We start from the raw sequence: 17,373 nt of genomic DNA, 5'->3' as shown, positions 1-17,373 counted from the left end.
TCCCATTTGAGAAGTTTGAACTATTTTAGTTTGCCATTCTTAAGATGTTGTACCGAATAAGGCAGCCGGATGTTACAATTCAATCTGAGTACCAATTTCAACCACCCGCTCGGAGGGTATGTTAAAGTAGGAAGCAGCACGCTGTGCATTGCGTGACATGCGGGCAAATAACTTTTCCCTCCAGATAGCCATTCCGGGTTCCTTAGTAGCCAACATGGTTTCTCGTCCAAGAAAAAACGTGGTATTCTCTATATCAAAACCCTCACCTTCTACTTCACAGTGTTTCAGCAGCTTTGGTACGTCAGGATCTTCGGCAAAGCCGTAGTAAGCCAGGATACGATAGGTATTTTCTCCCAGAGCTTGCACCTCATATCGATCCTGTTTAGGCACTCTCGGTACCTCCCTGGTAATGAGAGTCAGAAAAAAGACGCGTTCATGAAGAATCTTATTATGCTCCAGGTTGTGCAGCAGGGCATGCGGGGTGCCTTCCGGGTGTGAATCCATAAAAATTGCGGTTCCGGAAACCCGTTCAGGATTCATCTCTTGAATTATTTCTACAAACTCCTCGTGAGAAATAATTTTTTCACTCAAACGGTCACTTAAAATTCTTCTACCTCTTTTCCAGGTAGTCATGACGAGAAACATAATACCAGCAATAACCAGTGGGAACCAACCCCCGGATGGAATTTTAGGTAAGTTGGCTCCCCAGAAGGAGAGGTCTACCGTGAGAAGTCCGATTCCCATCAGTGCAACTATCCACTTGCTCCAGGCCCATTTACTGTGTGCTACTACGGCAAATAGTACCGTGGTGAAGACCATATCGGTGGTAACGGCAACACCATAGGCTGAAGCCAAATCACTGGAGGTGCGAAAACCGATTACCAATCCGATACAGGATATGGCAAGAATCCAGTTGACGACAGGTAAATAAATCTGACCCATTCTTTTCGCAGAGGTGTGTAGTACCTTCAATCTTGGCAGGTATCCCAATTGCACGGCCTGCTGTGTCAGTGAAAAGGCACCGGAGATGACAGCTTGGGAAGCAATGATCGTGGCAACGGTAGCAAGTATTACCAACGGATAGAGACCCCATTCCGGCACCAGATTATAAAATGGATGGTGTACTGCTTCCGGATGACTGATGATCAGGGCGCCCTGGCCAAAATAGTTTAATAGCAGTGAGGGTAAAACCACGCAAAACCAGGTGAGACGAATGGGACGCAGACCGAAATGCCCTATATCGGCATACAAAGCTTCGCCACCGGTTACCACAAGAAATACCGAACCAAGTACCAGGAAACCTGCCCACCTGTTGCGCAAAAAGAAATCAAAACCATAACCGGGATTTATTGCTGCCAGCACGTCGGGGTGCTGAAAAACCTGGAAGCCGCCCAGTATTGCCAGCGTCAAAAACCATACGAGTGTAATTGGCCCGAACACTGCACCTACACCCGCCGTACCGTGAGACTGCACGGCAAACAAGCCGATCAGAATTAAAATGGTGATGGGAATAACATAAGGTTGAAAAACGGGTGTAGCCACTTGAAGACCTTCAATAGCACTCAGAACAGATATGGCGGGCGTTATCATGCTGTCTCCGTACAACAGCGCAGCACCGAACAACCCAATTAATACCAGCACCCATTTTCGACCGCGAAATTTTTGATTTGGGGGACTGACGAGGGCTGTCAAGGCAATAATACCTCCTTCCCCGTTATTGTCGGCTCGCAAAACCAGTACCAGGTATTTTATAGAGATCACAAGTATAAGCGACCAGAAAATCAGAGAAAGTACTCCCAGTACATTAGCAGGCGTGGCCTCCAGACCATAGGAGGCATGGAAAGATTCCCTAATAGCGTAAATCGGACTCGTTCCGATATCACCGTATACAACCCCTATGGCTGTCAGTCCAAGAACCAAAAGACGCCGCCCTGTCGGGGGTGAATCACCTTTACTTTCTTCTTGCATAATATGATCTCTGTGATTCGTTCTTATCTATAACGATCGAGAAAGAACTCTTCATGACTCTAAGCAAAATCCATAGCAATATCATCGGGGGAACACCCTGTGTTGCTGTAATGATAGTGCTTACATAGTGGAGGCGATATTTTTGGTCACCGTATTATCTTAAGGTTAAGAGCTTATAAATTTTTGTAAATTTGATTTACAAGTCTAATATTTAGTTCTCTCAAAAAACACAAACCAAATCAGGAGACGTATGAAATTCAAATACTCCCTTCGTGCGTTAGGTATGGCCCTGCTACTTTTTGCCGGCGCTTTCAATACCAACGCACAATCCCTTGAAGAATTCGAGGAAAAAGTTACCGAGTTTACCCTAGACAACGGACTTAAATTTATTGTTATCGAAAGGCCTATTGCCCCGGTAGCCAGTTTTGTGACCTATGTGGATGTCGGCGGAGCGGATGAACCTGTAGGACACACCGGTATTGCTCACATATTTGAGCATATGGCCTTTAAAGGCACCCATTATATTGGTACTAACAACTGGAAGAAAGAGAAGAAGGCTCTGGATCAACTGGACCAGACCTACCAGCAATGGCTGTCTGAGAAATACAGCGCTTCGCCCGACTCTGCAAAGATGGAGGAGCTTTGGTCACAATTTACAGACCTGCAGGAAGAAGCCGGTCAGTATGTAGTAAATAATGAGTTTTCCCAGATCATTGAACGAAACGGTGGAACAGGTCTGAATGCCGGTACCGGTGCCGATCAAACGGTTTATTTCTACAGCCTTCCTGAAAACCGAATGGAATTGTGGTTCAGCCTGGAATCCGACCGATTTAAAAATCCTGTATTCCGGGAGTTTTATAAGGAAAAAGAAGTGGTACGGGAAGAACGGAGAATGCGTACCGAGTCACAACCACTTGGACGCCTGGTTGAAGAGTTTCTTGCCGTGGCTTACACAGCCCACCCCTATGGACGTCCGGTCGTAGGATGGAATTCTGATATCACCGCTACCACTATGGAAGATGCCCGTGAATTTTACGATACCTATTACGTGCCAAGTAATATAACGATAGCCATCGCCGGGGATGTAAATCCCAAAGAAGTTCGCAAGATGGCCGAAACCTATTTCGGAGGTCTCAAAGCCGGCCCGGAACCGCCCCCTGTTTATACCCAGGAACCGGAGCAGCGCGGTGAGAGAAGATTCACCATCCAGGGACAATCACAGCCGTTTCTATTGATGGGATATCACACAGTTGCACAGGATCATCCCGATGCCAAGGCGTTGCAACTGCTTGGGTCAATCATTTCCAGCGGACGAACTTCACGTCTGTATAAAAGAATGGTTGAAGAAGAGCAGCTGGCGCTTGCCGTACAGGCATTCAACGGCTTTCCCGGAACCAAGTATAAGAGCATGTTCCTGACCTTCGCTGTACCCAATCGCGGACTTAGTGTGGATACGCTGGAAACGGTTATTCACGAGGAAATTCAGAAGGTTAAAGACGGCGACATCACCCAGATGGAACTCGACAGGGCCAGAACGAATGCCCGGGCAAGCCTGGTACGATCATTGGATTCCAATAGTGGCCTTGCTCAATCTTTTGCCTCCACAGAAGCCCAGCAGGGTGACTGGCGCAAAGTATTTACTGATCTTGACAAGCTAAATGAGGTAACCCTTGAAGATCTCCAGCGGGTAGCCAATACATATTTCACCCAAGATAATTTGACCGTTGGTGCTATCGTAACCCAAGACTCTGAGGAGGTTGCCGATGCTAACCAGTAAGAAAACTTTCAATCACAAGTCTACAGGAACCAATATCATGAAACGATTCAGCCTGATATGCATGCTCGTGCTTTTTGTTGCCTCGATTACGCAGGCGCAGAAACGCTACGACCAGTTGAAATTCCCCGAACTCAACCAATTTAACCAGCCGGATGTAGAGATCTTTACCCTCGACAACGGCATTAAATTCTTTCTGGTTGAAGACCGGGAGCTTCCGCTAATAGATGTCAGCGTAATGGTTCGCACCGGCGGCGTGCTGGTGCCAAATGAGAAGACGGGACTGTCCTCAATTACCGGTACCGTTATGCGCTCCGGAGGATCGGAAAATTATCCCTCCGATTCCCTGAATGCCCTGCTCGAAAATAAAGCGGCGAGCATGGAGACCGGTATCGGATTTACTTCCGGTGGTGCAGGCATGAACGTTCTGAAAGAGGACTTTGACGAGCTGCTGCCGGTTTTCATAGATCTGCTTACCAATCCGGCCTTTCCGGAAGACAAAATTGAGCTGGCAAAAACCCAAACCAAGAGCGGCATCTCCCGTAGAAATGACAATGCCCAGCAGATCGGATACCGTGTTTTTGATCAACTGATCTACGGCGAAAATTCTGTATACGCACGCAATACGGAATACGAAACCGTTAATAATATCAGCCGGGAAGATTTGGTCAATTTTCACAAAGAGCACTTTGTGGGACAAAACATGTCCATCGGACTTGTCGGCGACTTCGACTCCGATGCTATGAAATCCAAGCTGCAGGAAGCTTTCGCAAGTATACCTTCGGGAGCCGGCACTGAACTTGAGTTCCCGGAAGTTGACTATGAGTACACTAGTACCATCAACTTCATCAATAAATCGGATGTCAACCAGAGCTTCGTGCTTCTGGGACACCTTGGAGGTATGCGCGACAACCCTGATTATGCAGAGCTCCAGGTTATGAACCAGGTGCTCAGCGGCGGGTTTTCCGGCCGACTTTTCCAGGTGGTCCGAACCGATATGGGTCTGGCCTATAGTGTCTTCGGGCAGTATGGAATGAACACCTTTTATCCAGGAACCTTCTATGCCGGCGTGATGACCAAAAGTGCTACAACTGCCGAAGCAATCGATGCCATTATTGGAGAGATTGAGCGTCTGCAAAATGAGCCTATCACACAGGAAGAGCTACAGGATACCAAGGATCAATTCTTAAACTCTCTGGTATTTCGTTATGACAGCTTCGAGAAGGTATTAAATCAGCGCATGTCATATGACTATCGCGGCCTCTCTGAGAATGCCTTTGATGAATATGTCGAGGGCGTTAAAGCTACGACCATCGAAGATGTGCAACGAGTGGCTCGAGAGTATCTGAATCCCGACCAGATGGAAATTCTTGTTGTGGGTAATAAAGATGAGATCGGTGACCAGCTGCAAAAATATGGTGAAGTGAATGAAATCGATATCTCCATTCCCCAGCCGGGCAGCGAGCAAAAAGTGGTGGAAGGAGATGCTGAAAAAGGAGCAACTCTGCTAGATAAGATGTCTGAAGCTCTTGTAAGCCCTGGCACTGAATTGAATTCAATTACGCTGGAGGGTGAAGTCGTCCAATTCGGAGAACAGCTGCCCGGAGGCCAAATGAGCTTACAAACAACTTCAACCATTGATTATCCAGATGCAGTTGAACAAACCGTTCAAACACCGGGCGGAACCATGAAAATAACCTATGCTGATGGACAAGGAAAAATGAGTATGGGGGGACAGGAGAGACCACTGCCTCCACAAATGAATCAAAATCTTAAAGAAACCCTAAACCGCAGTTACCTGGCTATTGCCATGGCTGAGAACGATATTAATCCTCAGTATACGGGTACGGAAGAGTTCGAGGATAAAACATACGCCAAGCTCAGCGTGAATGTCGACGACAAGGATATTCTTTTCCTTGTTGATGAAGAGACAGGCTACCCGCGTCTCATGCGCTACCAACAGTTCAATCCCCAGCAAGGAGAGCAGGTACAGATTGAGGAGCGGTACTCTGATTGGAAAACAGTCGACGGCGTTGCCTATGCCTACACACAAATTTCCTTTAGCGGCGATCAAAAAGCCAGCGAAACTACATACAAGGAACACAAGGTAAATCAGTAACAGCCGGTACAAACTTAATAGAAAGGCCGATCTTAAAATCTAAGATCGGCTTTTTTTATGGGCCTAAATGAGTGTATTAATCACTTTTTTTAAGTACTATGCTAACTCAAGCTACTATTTTTCAATCACATACCCGGCAATCACTATGCGACCTGAACCGGATGAGTACGAGCAGTTTTATCAAGGATACATTGAACAGGTAGATCAGGGAGATATTCTTGAGATCCTCAAAGACCAGATGCATGAGACCTACACCCTGATTAATTCCCTCACAGCCAAGCAGGCCGGATATCGCTATGCAGAGGGTAAATGGACTGTGAAAGAAGTGATCGGACATCTGATAGATTCAGAACGTATTTTTGCCTATCGCGGATTATGCTTCGCCAGAAATGAAACCAAAGCCCTGCCCGGTTTTGATCAGGATGCTTATGTGGATGAGGGCAACTTTACAGACCGCAGCACTCAGAGTATTGGAGATGAGTACTTTTCGCTAAGAAATGCCACCATTGTTTTATTCGACAGTTTCTCCGAGGAGATCTTGTCCAGGAAAGGAATTGCAAACGATGCTACATTCTCGGTTCGATCACTCGCATACATTATCGCAGGACATGAGAGGCATCATCTGGATGTACTCAGAGATAAATATCACATTGCTTAATGGTGTTTAAACGAACCATGCATTTTAAGTATGGAGCTATTTTCAGTTAGGTGTGCTAAAAAAGATGGTATCATAAATTTAAAACAGAATAATCATGGCAACTACATTTAAATCCATTACTGCAAATCTGATGGTTAAGGATGTTGATAAAACCGTCAGCTACTACAAGGAAATTCTCGGCTTCAAACTTGAAATGTCAGTACCGCGCGATGACGGTAACTTACAGTGGGCCATGATCACACGCGATACTGTTGAGCTCATGCTGCACGAAGAAGGCAATTTTCTTGAAGAGGTACCCGAACTCAGAGGGTCAACGATGGGTGGTTCCCTGACACTGTTTATTGAAATTGAAGGCATTGATGATTTGTACAATGCCGTTAACCAGCATAAGGATATCGAATTCATTAAGGAGCCGCACACCACTTTTTACGGTATGAAAGAATTCACTCTTCGTGATCTCAACGGCTATATACTTACTTTCGCAGAACCTCAGGAACAAGACAAAGCATAGTTTTATGGCCACTGATAGTGATAAAAAGAAGATAGTACACGTACATCTTCCCAAAGACGAAATCTATACCACTACCCTCACTGCCGGCAAGCATGAGCTTGTAGCGGATGAACCCGAAAGAGTTGAAGGCGGCAAGGATGAAGGCCCGGATCCCTATGATTACCTGTTGATGGCACTGGGATCATGCACCGTTATGACTGTGAAGATGTATGCCCGTCGAAAAGAGTGGCCGCTGGAGGATATTTTTGTTGAATTAAGACACAATAAGCGTCACGACGAGGACTGTAAGAATTGTGATGATGAGAAGAGTAAAATCGATGTAATCGAAAAAGATCTGGTAGTGAAAGGCGATTTAACACAAAAGCAGGTTGACCGCTTGCTGGAAATTGCCAACAAATGTCCGGTTAACCGAACCCTCCTTGGTGACATTAAAATAATGGGCAGTATAGAACACACGTAATTTTGGCCGCAGATCTACACGAATTTTAAAGGATAAAAGATCATCAGTTAAGCTAAATACAACCAATATCCGTGTAAATCCGCGGCTAAATATTAATCTACGGCAGCAGGTTCCTGGCCTTCGGCGTAGGCATCAAGCGGTACGCAGCTACACATCAGATTACGATCTCCATAGGCGTCATCCACCCGGCTGACACTCGGCCAGAACTTGTTGAACCGAATATAATCGAGCGGAAAGATCGCCTTCTCACGTGAGTAAGGACGATCCCATTCATCAGAAGTGATCATTCGCTGGGTGTGCGGGGCATGCTTCAGCACATTATTTTCACGATCGGCTTTCCCCTGCTCCACTTCGTTGATCTCTTCACGAATAGAAATCATGGCTTCACAGAATCGATCCAGCTCCTGCTTCGACTCACTCTCGGTGGGCTCGACCATAATGGTACCCGGCACAGGCCACGACATCGTCGGAGCGTGGAAACCGTAATCCATAAGACGTTTAGCTACATCCACCGCTTCCACATCAGCCGACTGCCGGAACGGTCGCAGATCAATTATAAACTCGTGTGCGGTACGCCCGTTCTTCCCTGTATAAAGGATAGGATAGTGATCCTTAAGGCGATCTTTTAAATAATTGGCATTCAATATAGCCATCTCAGTTGCTTTTGTAAGCCCATAAGCGCCCATCATCTTTATGTAGGCATAGGATATGGCAAGTATACTGGCACTTCCCCAGGGGGCTGCGGAGATTCCATTAATCGCCTCCGAGCCACCGGTATCAATTAGTGCGTTGCCGGGAAGAAATGGCTTCAGTTTGTCATTCACACCAATGGGTCCCACGCCCGGGCCACCGCCCCCATGTGGAATACAGAATGTCTTGTGCAAGTTTAGATGGCAGACATCAGTTCCTATTTCCCCGGGACTGGTAATCCCGACCTGGGCATTCATATTGGCTCCATCCATATATACCAACCCACCATAGTTGTGGATGAGCTCACAGATCTCCTTGATATCCTCTTCAAAAACCCCGTGGGTTGAGGGATAGGTGACCATCAGTGCCGCCAGACGATCCTTGTTCTCTTCGGCTTTTTCTCGCAAGTCGTCTAGATCAACGTTTCCGTTTTCGTCACATTTGGTAACCACCACTTCCATGCCTGCCATTACTGCACTGGCAGGATTGGTTCCGTGGGCTGAATCCGGTACTATCGTTACGTTGCGATGGCCTTCTCCGTGATGTTCATGGTAAGCCCGAATCGTCATGAGACCGGCATATTCACCCTGCGCTCCGGAATTGGGTTGCAGGGATACCGCAGAGAAACCGGTAATTTCTTCCAGCTGACGCTCCAGTTCCCGGAATAACTCATGATATCCTTTCGCCTGGTTTTTCGGTGCAAAGGGATGGATCTGACCGAACTCAGGCCATGTGAGCGGTATCATCTCTGAAGTTGCGTTAAGCTTCATGGTGCAGGATCCCAGCGAAATCATGGAGTGCACCAGAGATAGATCTTTATTCTCCAATTTTTTCAGATAACGGAGCATTTCATGTTCGGAGTGATAGAGATTGAATACCGGATGCTCCATATAGGAGGACTCTCTAGTCAACTCTTCCGGGAATTCGAGTTCTAGTCCCTCCTGCCGGTTCCGGGCATAGCCGTCCATATTCTTGCCTTTGATCTCGGCAAAAATATCCAGCACCTCTTGTACATCAGTGAGGTCTTTTACTTCATCCAGCGAAATACCTATTTGTTTGTCATTGAAATAGCGGAAATTCATCTCCTTCTCAAGAGCCAGACCACGGATAGTCTCCCTGACCTCGTCACTATCAACTACAATGGTAAGGGTATCGAAAAAAGTGTCGTTCTGAATTTCGAAACCCAGCTCCTCAAGACCCATTTTCACAATTCGGGTTAATCCGTGAATGCGTTCGGCAATTCTGCGCAATCCTGCAGGACCGTGATAGACTGCATACATACCTGCGATCACTGCCAGAAGCACCTGGGCAGTACAAATGTTGGATGTCGCCTTTTCACGCCGTATGTGCTGTTCGCGGGTTTGAAGCGCCATGCGATATACCGGATTCCCCTCTTCATCCTGGGTAACACCTATTATTCGTCCGGGTATCTTGCGTTTATAATTATCGCCGGTTGCAAAGAATGCTGCATGGGGTCCTCCATAACCCATGGGAACACCAAAACGCTGCGAAGAGCCTACGACGGCATCCGCACCCATCTCTCCCGGAGGTGTGAGAATGGTTAGACTTAACAGGTCAGCGGCAACCACCACCTGGTTTCCGTGCTCATGCGCGGCTGCGATCAATCCCTCATAATCTTCAACAGAACCGTTCGTGCCCGGATATTGCAGTAGTATGCCGAATAGCTCAGGATCGGTAACATCCAATTCATTGTGATCACCGACTACAATTTTAATGCCCAGAGGTTTTGCTCTGCCTTTAACCACATCAATGGTTTGAGGGTGGCATAATTCGGATACGAAAAATTTGTCAGCCTTTTTTCTTTTCGCACCCTTTTTTGAGGAATAAAACATGCTCATGGCTTCGGCAGCAGCCGTACCTTCATCCAGCAAAGAAGCATTGGCCAGCTCCATTCCGGTCAGATCAGAAACCATGGTTTGAAAATTAATGAGTGCTTCCAATCTTCCCTGCGCGATTTCTGCCTGGTAAGGCGTATAGGCCGTATACCAGCCCGGATTTTCCAGGATATTTCGCTTAATTACGTTGGGCGTTAGTGTATCATAGTAGCCCATGCCGATGAATGACCGGTAGATTTCATTCCGGTTTGCAACTTTTCTGAACTCTTCGAGAAAACGATATTCGCTCATGGGTTCATCAAGATCCAGAGACTCTTCAAGTCGTATACCCTTAGGTACCGTTTCATCAATTAGCTGCTCAAGAGAGGAAGCGTTTACCGTTTGTAACATCTCTTCAATCTGCTCGGGATTTGAACCGATATGGCGGTGAAGAAAACGTTCTTTATCGAAATTAATGCTCATTTGAAATGTGGGAGTTTAGCTATTACAGTATATTAGGGTCATGAAGCAAGCATCAACAAAATCTGTAGTCCTATGGTTCTCAAAAAAACCATTCATTTTGCGCCGCATTTTTTGCATATCAAAGGTAAGGAAACTGTATTGAAATTAACACCATACCGGCGGTGAAATTTTTGACACTGCAGCATGCTTGATCTGACCATAGCTCCCATTGCAGAAAAACAGACTTCAGCTTCTAATCATAGTAGATAAATTCCAAAAACGGGTGACTCTTGCTCCAAAATGTATTCCATGATTTTAGGAGGGTGAGCTCAGGTTTATAACCGATATTTAAAAGTCGTTAAAGGAATTACTATTATCCTTTTTTTTAGTTAAATACATCTTTCCTGAAAGGAAGTAATTTAATATTTCCTGCGAATACGTTACAGACCACTGTTTTTGCAAATGCATATGAACCACCATCCAAAACCGATTTTTACCAATGAGATCTAATGATATAAGAGTTACCAACATGAAGAAAATCCTCTCTACCTTGCTTGCACTTTTATTTATTTGTGCTATACAGGAAAACGGGTACAGCCAAGAGGCCCGAACGGGAAAGAAAATTGTCATTGAGCCCACCAACATAGAATTGAAAATTGATCAGGAGCTGCAACTGAAAGCTACCGTTCTTAACGATAAGGATGAGCAACTGGAGGATAGAGTCATTTTCTATTCACGGGCACGCCGCTCGCTTTCTGTTACACCTCAAGGGTTGGTTAAAGCTCTAAAACCGGGCACCTTCAGCGTGGTAGCCCGTACGGTTGGACCAAGATCAGAACGCATCAGCAAGACCATCGAGATCAAGGTAGCCTATCCTCCCATCAAAGAGATTACCTTGGTGGATAAACCTCAACGCATCTATGCCAATACTAACGTTCCCCTTTCCTATCGGGTCACTGATGCCAGGGACCTTGAGAGGGGAAATGCTTCTGTCTCCCTGAGCAGCTCAAATCCTGAGGTTGCCAAAATAGATCCTTTCGGACGACTCCAGGCTCTAAGACCCGGAACCACTACGATCACCGCAAAAACGGGAAGAGTCTCTACTCAGTGGGAAGTTGAGATTCTTGAAAATCCGGTGGCTGCTGTTTCCATAGAGAATGAGGTTTCAAATATACGGACCGGTGACGTGGTTGATTTTAATGCGGTAGCTAAAACCGCCTCAGGTGAAGTGATTGAAGATATGCCCCTTACCTATTCTTTCACTTCAAAGACAGATGATGAGCTGGGTGAAGGAGCTTCAGGTCAAATTGAAGATGACGGTCGCTTCGTTGCCAATAAAGCAGGTCTTTTTACCATCTTTGCCAAAGCAGGAAATGCAATTGCTGAGAAAACAATCCGGGTTGACAACAGGAACATACAGAAAGAGCTGCAGGTCGTCGGACACGGTCTGATCAGCGATGTTCATACTTCCGATCTATGGGTGTGGGAGGGTATTGACGGACGCGATTACGCCATCACCGGCACATGGGGAGGTAACGGAGAAGCCTACTTCTGGGATGTCACCGATCCATCCAACATGGCCATCGTTGATACCGTGACAGTAGATGCAAGAACCGTAAATGATGTAAAGGTATCGGAAGACGGGCGCACCGCCGTAATCACCCGTGAAGGTGCCTCCGACCGTAAAAATGGTATTGTGATACTGGATGTAACTAACCCCCGGGACGTTAAAATTATATCGGAATATAATAATGGGCTTACAGGTGGAGTGCATAATGCATTCATCTATAAAAACCATGTATTTGCGGTCAACAACGGTAGGCGTTACGATATCATCGACATTAACGATCCCAAAAATCCTGAAACGGTCAGCCGTTTTGAACTTGATACCCCTGGCCACTCCATACATGATGTTTGGGTAGAAAACGGTATAGCCTACTCTTCCAACTGGAGTGACGGCATTGTAGCTGTAGATGTGGGAAGCACACCGATGGCGAATTCCCCGGAGAAGCACAACGTAGGTGTCGGTTCTTTTAAAAATCCGGTTAAGTTAGGCAGCTTCACCTATCCAAGCGGTTGGAACCATGCGGCCTTCCCTTTCAAGAGCAAATCCACCGACGATTTTTACGTAATTGCAGGGGATGAAGCCTTCCCCAATGGCCTGGGAATCGATAACGAGCCTACCATCCCGGCCGGCTGGATACATTTTGTAAAGTTTGAGGGCGGCTGGAACAGTCCAAAAGAAGTAGCCCGTTACGAGGTTCCCGAAGCGGGTACTCACAACATGTGGGTGAAGGGTGATACGCTTTATGTAGCCTACTACAATGCCGGACTCAGAGTGGTCGATATCTCCGGTGAGTTGATGGGCAATCTTTATGACCAGGGAAGAGAGATAGCAAAACATATCCCAACCCATCATAAAGGAAGAGTACCCAATGCACCCATGGCCTGGGGACCGCAACCATATAAAGGTTATATATTCATGTCAGACTGGAACTCCGGACTCTGGGCCTACAAGCTGGTTGAAGAACCAAGGGGCACAAACTAAATTGAAAATAAAATGATACCGGAATTTCCGGAAGTATTCTATCTACCAAGTTAAGAACGACCACCTAATATGATTTTTTCAAAAGCAGCAAAAATACTTTTCCTGGCAGCCACCGTTTTTGTGATTGGCAACAATATTGGACAAGCACAGAATTACTACCTCTATGTTGCTTTGGAATCGGAAGACGAGGTTTCTCTAATACGCTATGACGGAGAAACAAATCAAGGCACTATTAAAGAAACCATTAAAGTGGGCGTCTACCCTACCGAAAACGAAGGACCTCACGGATTGACGGTATCTCCGGATGGTGATTACTGGTTTGTGAGCATTGCACACGGCAACCCATATGGTAAGCTTTGGAAATACAACACTGAAACCAATGAACTTGTGGGACAAACCGAACTTGGCATGTTTCCGGCAAGTATGGAAATCTCTGAAAAGACGGGGCTTCTCTATGTAGTAAACTTTAACCTGCATGGGGATATGGAGCCCAGCACGGTTTCGGTTGTCGATCCGGAATCGATGACGCTTGTAGCGGATATTGAAACCGGCATCATGCCGCACGGCTCACGCATTAATAGTGACGGAAGCTACCAGTATCATGTTTCCATGATGACCGATGAACTTATACAGGTGAATACCTCAGACCTAAAAATATCCAAGCGATTACATCTTGCCGGAGATAAAGACACTCATTCATCGGGGATGTCTTCCGGGATGCAGACGAATGAGGTTCATGCTGAGCCTATCTGCAAACCAACATGGGCAGATCCGCATCCAACAGAAAATATTGTTTATGTAGCTTGCAACGGGTCCGATACTATTGTTGAAGTGAATACAAAGGAATGGAAGGTGACACGTCGTTTTCAAACCGGGAAGGCACCCTATAACCTGGAAGTAAGTCATGATGGTCGGTTACTGGTTGCAAGTTATAAAGGAGAGGGCGCGACAGGTGTATGGGACCTTAATTCGGGCAAGGAACTGGCCCGCATCCAGAACAGCCGAAGAGTATCTCACGGGGTAGCTATCTCACCCGATAACCGGTATGCCTTTATTTCCATGGAAGGAGTAGGCGGAGAACCCGGTTCTGTGGATGTGATTGATCTTGAGGAGTTGAATCGGGCTACTGTTGTTGAAACCGGTAAACAAGCCGGTGGAATTATAATGTGGAAGGTGGAAGACTAGTCAATTGTAACCTGCCTTTAGGTCACCCATTACAATATTAGCCAAGGCTAAATAATCGTTTTGGAATAGCTTATTATTTCTTATCCTTTGCATTAAATCAACAAAAAACAATGCCAATGGAATTTGCTGAAATTAAAGAGTGGTTTTTCGGACTCAATCCCATTTACCAAAGTCTAACCGGTGGGTTATTTACCTGGGGACTTACCGCACTGGGTGCCGCCCTGGTCTTTTTTACGAAAACTGTGGGAAATAAAACATTAGATGCCATGATGGGTTTTGCAGCTGGCGTGATGATTGCGGCCAGCTTTTGGTCGCTGCTGGTGCCATCTATAGATATGGCTGCTCACCAAGGCGTGATAGAATGGTTACCTGCCGTCATCGGTTTTCTGACCGGCGGCCTATTTCTACGTATCTGCGACCAATATTTACCTCACCTCCACCCCGGCTTTCCAATGGATGAGGCCGAAGGTGTTAAAACATCCTGGCGAAGAGCCACCTTGCTTGTTTTGGCAATTACCCTACACAATATTCCTGAAGGACTTGCAGTCGGTGTACTTTTTGGCGCTGCGGCTTCGGGGGTTGACCCATCGGGCACAGCCACTATCCTCGGCGCCATCAGCCTTGCTATTGGTATTGGTATACAGAATTTCCCTGAAGGTACCGCCGTATCCATGCCTCTACGACGCGAAGGTGTATCTGTAGGTAAAAGCTTTTGGTACGGGCAGCTTTCCGGCATTGTCGAGCCTATTTCAGCAGTTATCGGTGCCGCAGCCGTACTGATGGTGCAACCCATCCTGCCCTATGCGCTCTCATTTGCCGCAGGTGCCATGATCTATGTTGTGGTTGAAGAATTGATTCCGGAATCACAGGTTCACGGCAACACCGACCTGGCCACATTGGGAACCATGGTGGGCTTCAGCGTGATGATGATTTTAGACGTTGCTTTAGGTTAATTTCAAAAAAATTAGTTTATTATTATCGCTTTAGGAGTGAAGCACCCCAAAAGAGAGGGGATATTTAGGTGAAATAATAGACAATTAGTGTGAAAAAAGTACTCATTGTAGAAGATGATATGATCATCGCTATGGTCTTGGAGCGTATGATCGTCAAACTCAACTACACCGTATTAGACAAAGTAATCACCGGAGAGGAAGCTGTTAGCTCTGCTACTCAGCACAAACCCGATCTTATCCTGATGGATATACAGCTCAAAGACGGTACCGATGGCATTACAGCTATGGAGAGAATCAGAGAGAATTCGAATGTACCGGTAATTTATATCACCGGAAATTCAGATCAATATTATAAAAATAGGGCAAAAGCTACAGATTTTGTAGATTATTTGGTTAAACCAATACAGATGAGCGACCTTGAAGAGTCAATCAGCAAAGCTTTCGGGGAGAAGGCTTAACTATTTATTCTATCCGGAAATTCTTTGTAGATTTGACTTCGGCTATTAATTGCAACGGCTAAATTAAGCTACGTTTATGGGAGTAACTCGTGTTTCCTTTAAAGGAACAAACGACCAGGATTTTATAACTGATTTAAAAAACAAAGTTAACCGGTACTTCGAACAGAACGATCTTTCCAAAAAAGCCGATTACCGGATGGTCCTTAAGACCATCACACTTCTCACAATCTACTTTGGTTCTTACGGTCTGATTATCAGCGGTGCCTTTTCATGGCAAATCATGCTAGGCTTGTGCATTATTATGGGTATCGGCATGGCAGGAATCGGGTTTTCTGTTTCCCATGATGCACTTCACGGGGCTTATTCATCCAACAAACTCATTAATAAAATCCTTGGTTATTCCTTTGACTTGTTAGGTGCCAATGGATATATCTGGAAGATAACCCACAATGTCGTCCATCATACCTACACCAATATCCACGAGCATGATGAAGATCTTGAGGTAGCAGAATTCATCAGACTCTCTCCTCATGCTGAATACAAGAATATCCACAAGGCGCAACATTACCTGGCTTTTGTAGCTTATAGTTTTGCAACCCTCTTTTGGGTATTCATCAAAGATTACAGATATTTTTTCAAAGATCACCTGGGCCCCTATGAGAACAAAAGTCATCCTGTTTCGGAATGGATCACCCTTATAGTAACCAAGATCATTTATTACAGCTACATGCTGGTAATACCGTTACTGGTACTTTCAATCACGTGGTGGCAACTCCTGATTGGGTTTTTAGCAGTTCATTTAACGGCCGGTGTGATTCTGGGTGTGATTTTTCAGCTGGCTCATGTTGTGGAAGGTACCGACCACCCTACAGAAAATACCGAAGGAAACATTGAAAATGCCTGGATGATCCACCAGATGGAAACCACTTCTGATTTTGCTCACCGAAATAAATTACTGTGCTGGTACATCGGAGGGCTCAATTACCAGATTGAACATCACCTCTTCCCAAAAATTTGCAGCATCCACTATCCTGATATTGCCCCTATTGTCAGAGAGGTCGCTGAAGAACACGACGTCCCCTACCATTACCAACCGACTCTTAGTGCGGCTATCGCCTCTCATTACCGGACCTTGAAGAAATTTGGCAAATCAGCTGAGGTTTCCCTCGCCTGACAAAGGGATTTCTTGGACTAAGTAATTTTGTTGTTTAAAAAACGGAATTGGACAATTTGAAACTTTTCTCCATCAAATCTTATATTGATAAATGGAGTAATTAACTAATCATTAACAAGTCTTTCATGTCTGTTATGTTTAGTTTCAAAAAAATGGCCATTCTATCACTCACTACCGCGTTGCTATTAAGCCTTAGCTTTTCGATAAGCAGTGCCCAAACCAAGAAGAGAACCGAAGATACGGAGTGGTGTGAGCTTAATGGCAGAGTACTTAATGCTAAAACAGGTGAAGCTATCAGCGAAGCTAAAGTACAAATAGTGGATAGCGAGAAAAATGTTAAAACCGACGAGGATGGAAGATTTACTTTTGAAAAGGTATCGGAAGGTAAACACATGTTGAAAATAGAAAAAGAAGGTTACCGGAAGTGGGCTAAGATTATTAACGTGAGAGAAGGATTAAGAGTTGTACTAAGTGTTAAACCTGAAAGTGAACAATAGCTCTACATAAGGTTACCAATGAGCACCGGTATTACCCTGGGCTGTTTTATTGAATCTTCGATATACGCTCATTGTTGTAAT

At 45.6% G+C, this 17,373-nt stretch carries 13 protein-coding genes; 11 read left to right on the top strand and 2 right to left on the bottom strand.

The features are described from left to right. Window positions 1–72: 72 nt before the first annotated feature. On the bottom strand, window positions 73–1,968 hold the full coding sequence (locus tag G3570_RS04040; protein ID WP_165139403.1) for a potassium transporter Kup: 1,896 nt from the start codon (window positions 1,966–1,968) through the stop codon (window positions 73–75). A 250-nt stretch (window positions 1,969–2,218) separates the two neighbouring features. Here G3570_RS04040 and G3570_RS04035 point away from each other — a divergent pair, with 250 nt between their 5' ends. The 5 genes from G3570_RS04035 to G3570_RS04015 all read left to right on the top strand — a co-directional run bounded on the left by G3570_RS04035 (window position 2,219) and on the right by G3570_RS04015 (window position 7,490). Then, window positions 2,219–3,745 carry a M16 family metallopeptidase gene (locus G3570_RS04035; protein WP_249066641.1) on the top strand — a complete coding sequence of 509 codons (1,527 nt, stop codon included), beginning with the start codon at window positions 2,219–2,221 and terminating at the stop codon, window positions 3,743–3,745. A gap of 37 nt (window positions 3,746–3,782) precedes the next feature. After that, complete coding sequence (locus G3570_RS04030) at window positions 3,783–5,861, top strand: M16 family metallopeptidase (RefSeq protein WP_165139401.1); 2,079 nt, start codon at window positions 3,783–3,785, stop codon at window positions 5,859–5,861. A gap of 145 nt (window positions 5,862–6,006) precedes the next feature. Beyond that, window positions 6,007–6,519 (top strand): DinB family protein, encoded by a 513-nt coding sequence (locus G3570_RS04025; protein WP_165139398.1) that lies wholly within the window; start codon window positions 6,007–6,009, stop codon window positions 6,517–6,519. 94 nt (window positions 6,520–6,613) lie between these two features. Further along, window positions 6,614–7,030 carry a VOC family protein gene (locus G3570_RS04020; RefSeq protein WP_165139396.1) on the top strand — a complete coding sequence of 139 codons (417 nt, stop codon included), beginning with the start codon at window positions 6,614–6,616 and terminating at the stop codon, window positions 7,028–7,030. A 4-nt stretch (window positions 7,031–7,034) separates the two neighbouring features. Further along, window positions 7,035–7,490, top strand: a complete 456-nt coding sequence (locus G3570_RS04015; RefSeq protein ID WP_165139394.1) for an OsmC family protein — start codon at window positions 7,035–7,037, stop codon at window positions 7,488–7,490. Between the two features lie 92 nt (window positions 7,491–7,582). On the opposite strand, the gene gcvP is transcribed toward G3570_RS04015, so the two are convergent. After that, window positions 7,583–10,498 carry an aminomethyl-transferring glycine dehydrogenase gene (gcvP, locus tag G3570_RS04010; RefSeq protein ID WP_165139392.1) on the bottom strand — a complete coding sequence of 972 codons (2,916 nt, stop codon included), beginning with the start codon at window positions 10,496–10,498 and terminating at the stop codon, window positions 7,583–7,585. A 508-nt stretch (window positions 10,499–11,006) separates the two neighbouring features. Here gcvP and G3570_RS04005 point away from each other — a divergent pair. From G3570_RS04005 to G3570_RS03980, 6 genes are all read left to right on the top strand, one after another. Next, entirely contained in the window at window positions 11,007–13,025 is a 2,019-nt protein-coding gene (locus tag G3570_RS04005; protein WP_165139537.1) for a hypothetical protein, read from the top strand. A 69-nt stretch (window positions 13,026–13,094) separates the two neighbouring features. Next, on the top strand, window positions 13,095–14,210 hold the full coding sequence (locus G3570_RS04000; RefSeq protein WP_165139390.1) for a YncE family protein: 1,116 nt from the start codon (window positions 13,095–13,097) through the stop codon (window positions 14,208–14,210). A gap of 116 nt (window positions 14,211–14,326) precedes the next feature. Continuing rightward, window positions 14,327–15,163: a ZIP family metal transporter gene (locus tag G3570_RS03995; RefSeq protein WP_165139388.1), complete on the top strand. Its 837-nt coding sequence runs from the start codon at window positions 14,327–14,329 to the stop codon at window positions 15,161–15,163. An 89-nt stretch (window positions 15,164–15,252) separates the two neighbouring features. After that, entirely contained in the window at window positions 15,253–15,621 is a 369-nt protein-coding gene (locus G3570_RS03990; protein WP_346267208.1) for a response regulator, read from the top strand. Between the two features lie 76 nt (window positions 15,622–15,697). After that, window positions 15,698–16,795, top strand: coding sequence for a fatty acid desaturase family protein (locus G3570_RS03985; protein WP_165139386.1), 1,098 nt, complete (start codon window positions 15,698–15,700; stop codon window positions 16,793–16,795). Between the two features lie 125 nt (window positions 16,796–16,920). Then, on the top strand, window positions 16,921–17,292 hold the full coding sequence (locus G3570_RS03980) for a carboxypeptidase-like regulatory domain-containing protein (RefSeq protein ID WP_165139384.1): 372 nt from the start codon (window positions 16,921–16,923) through the stop codon (window positions 17,290–17,292). Window positions 17,293–17,373 lie beyond the last annotated feature (81 nt).

It is taken from the genome of Halalkalibaculum roseum (assembly GCF_011059145.1).
GTDB lineage: Bacteria > Bacteroidota > Rhodothermia > Balneolales > Balneolaceae > Halalkalibaculum > Halalkalibaculum roseum.
This window is presented reverse-complemented; position numbering and strand designations above follow the sequence as displayed.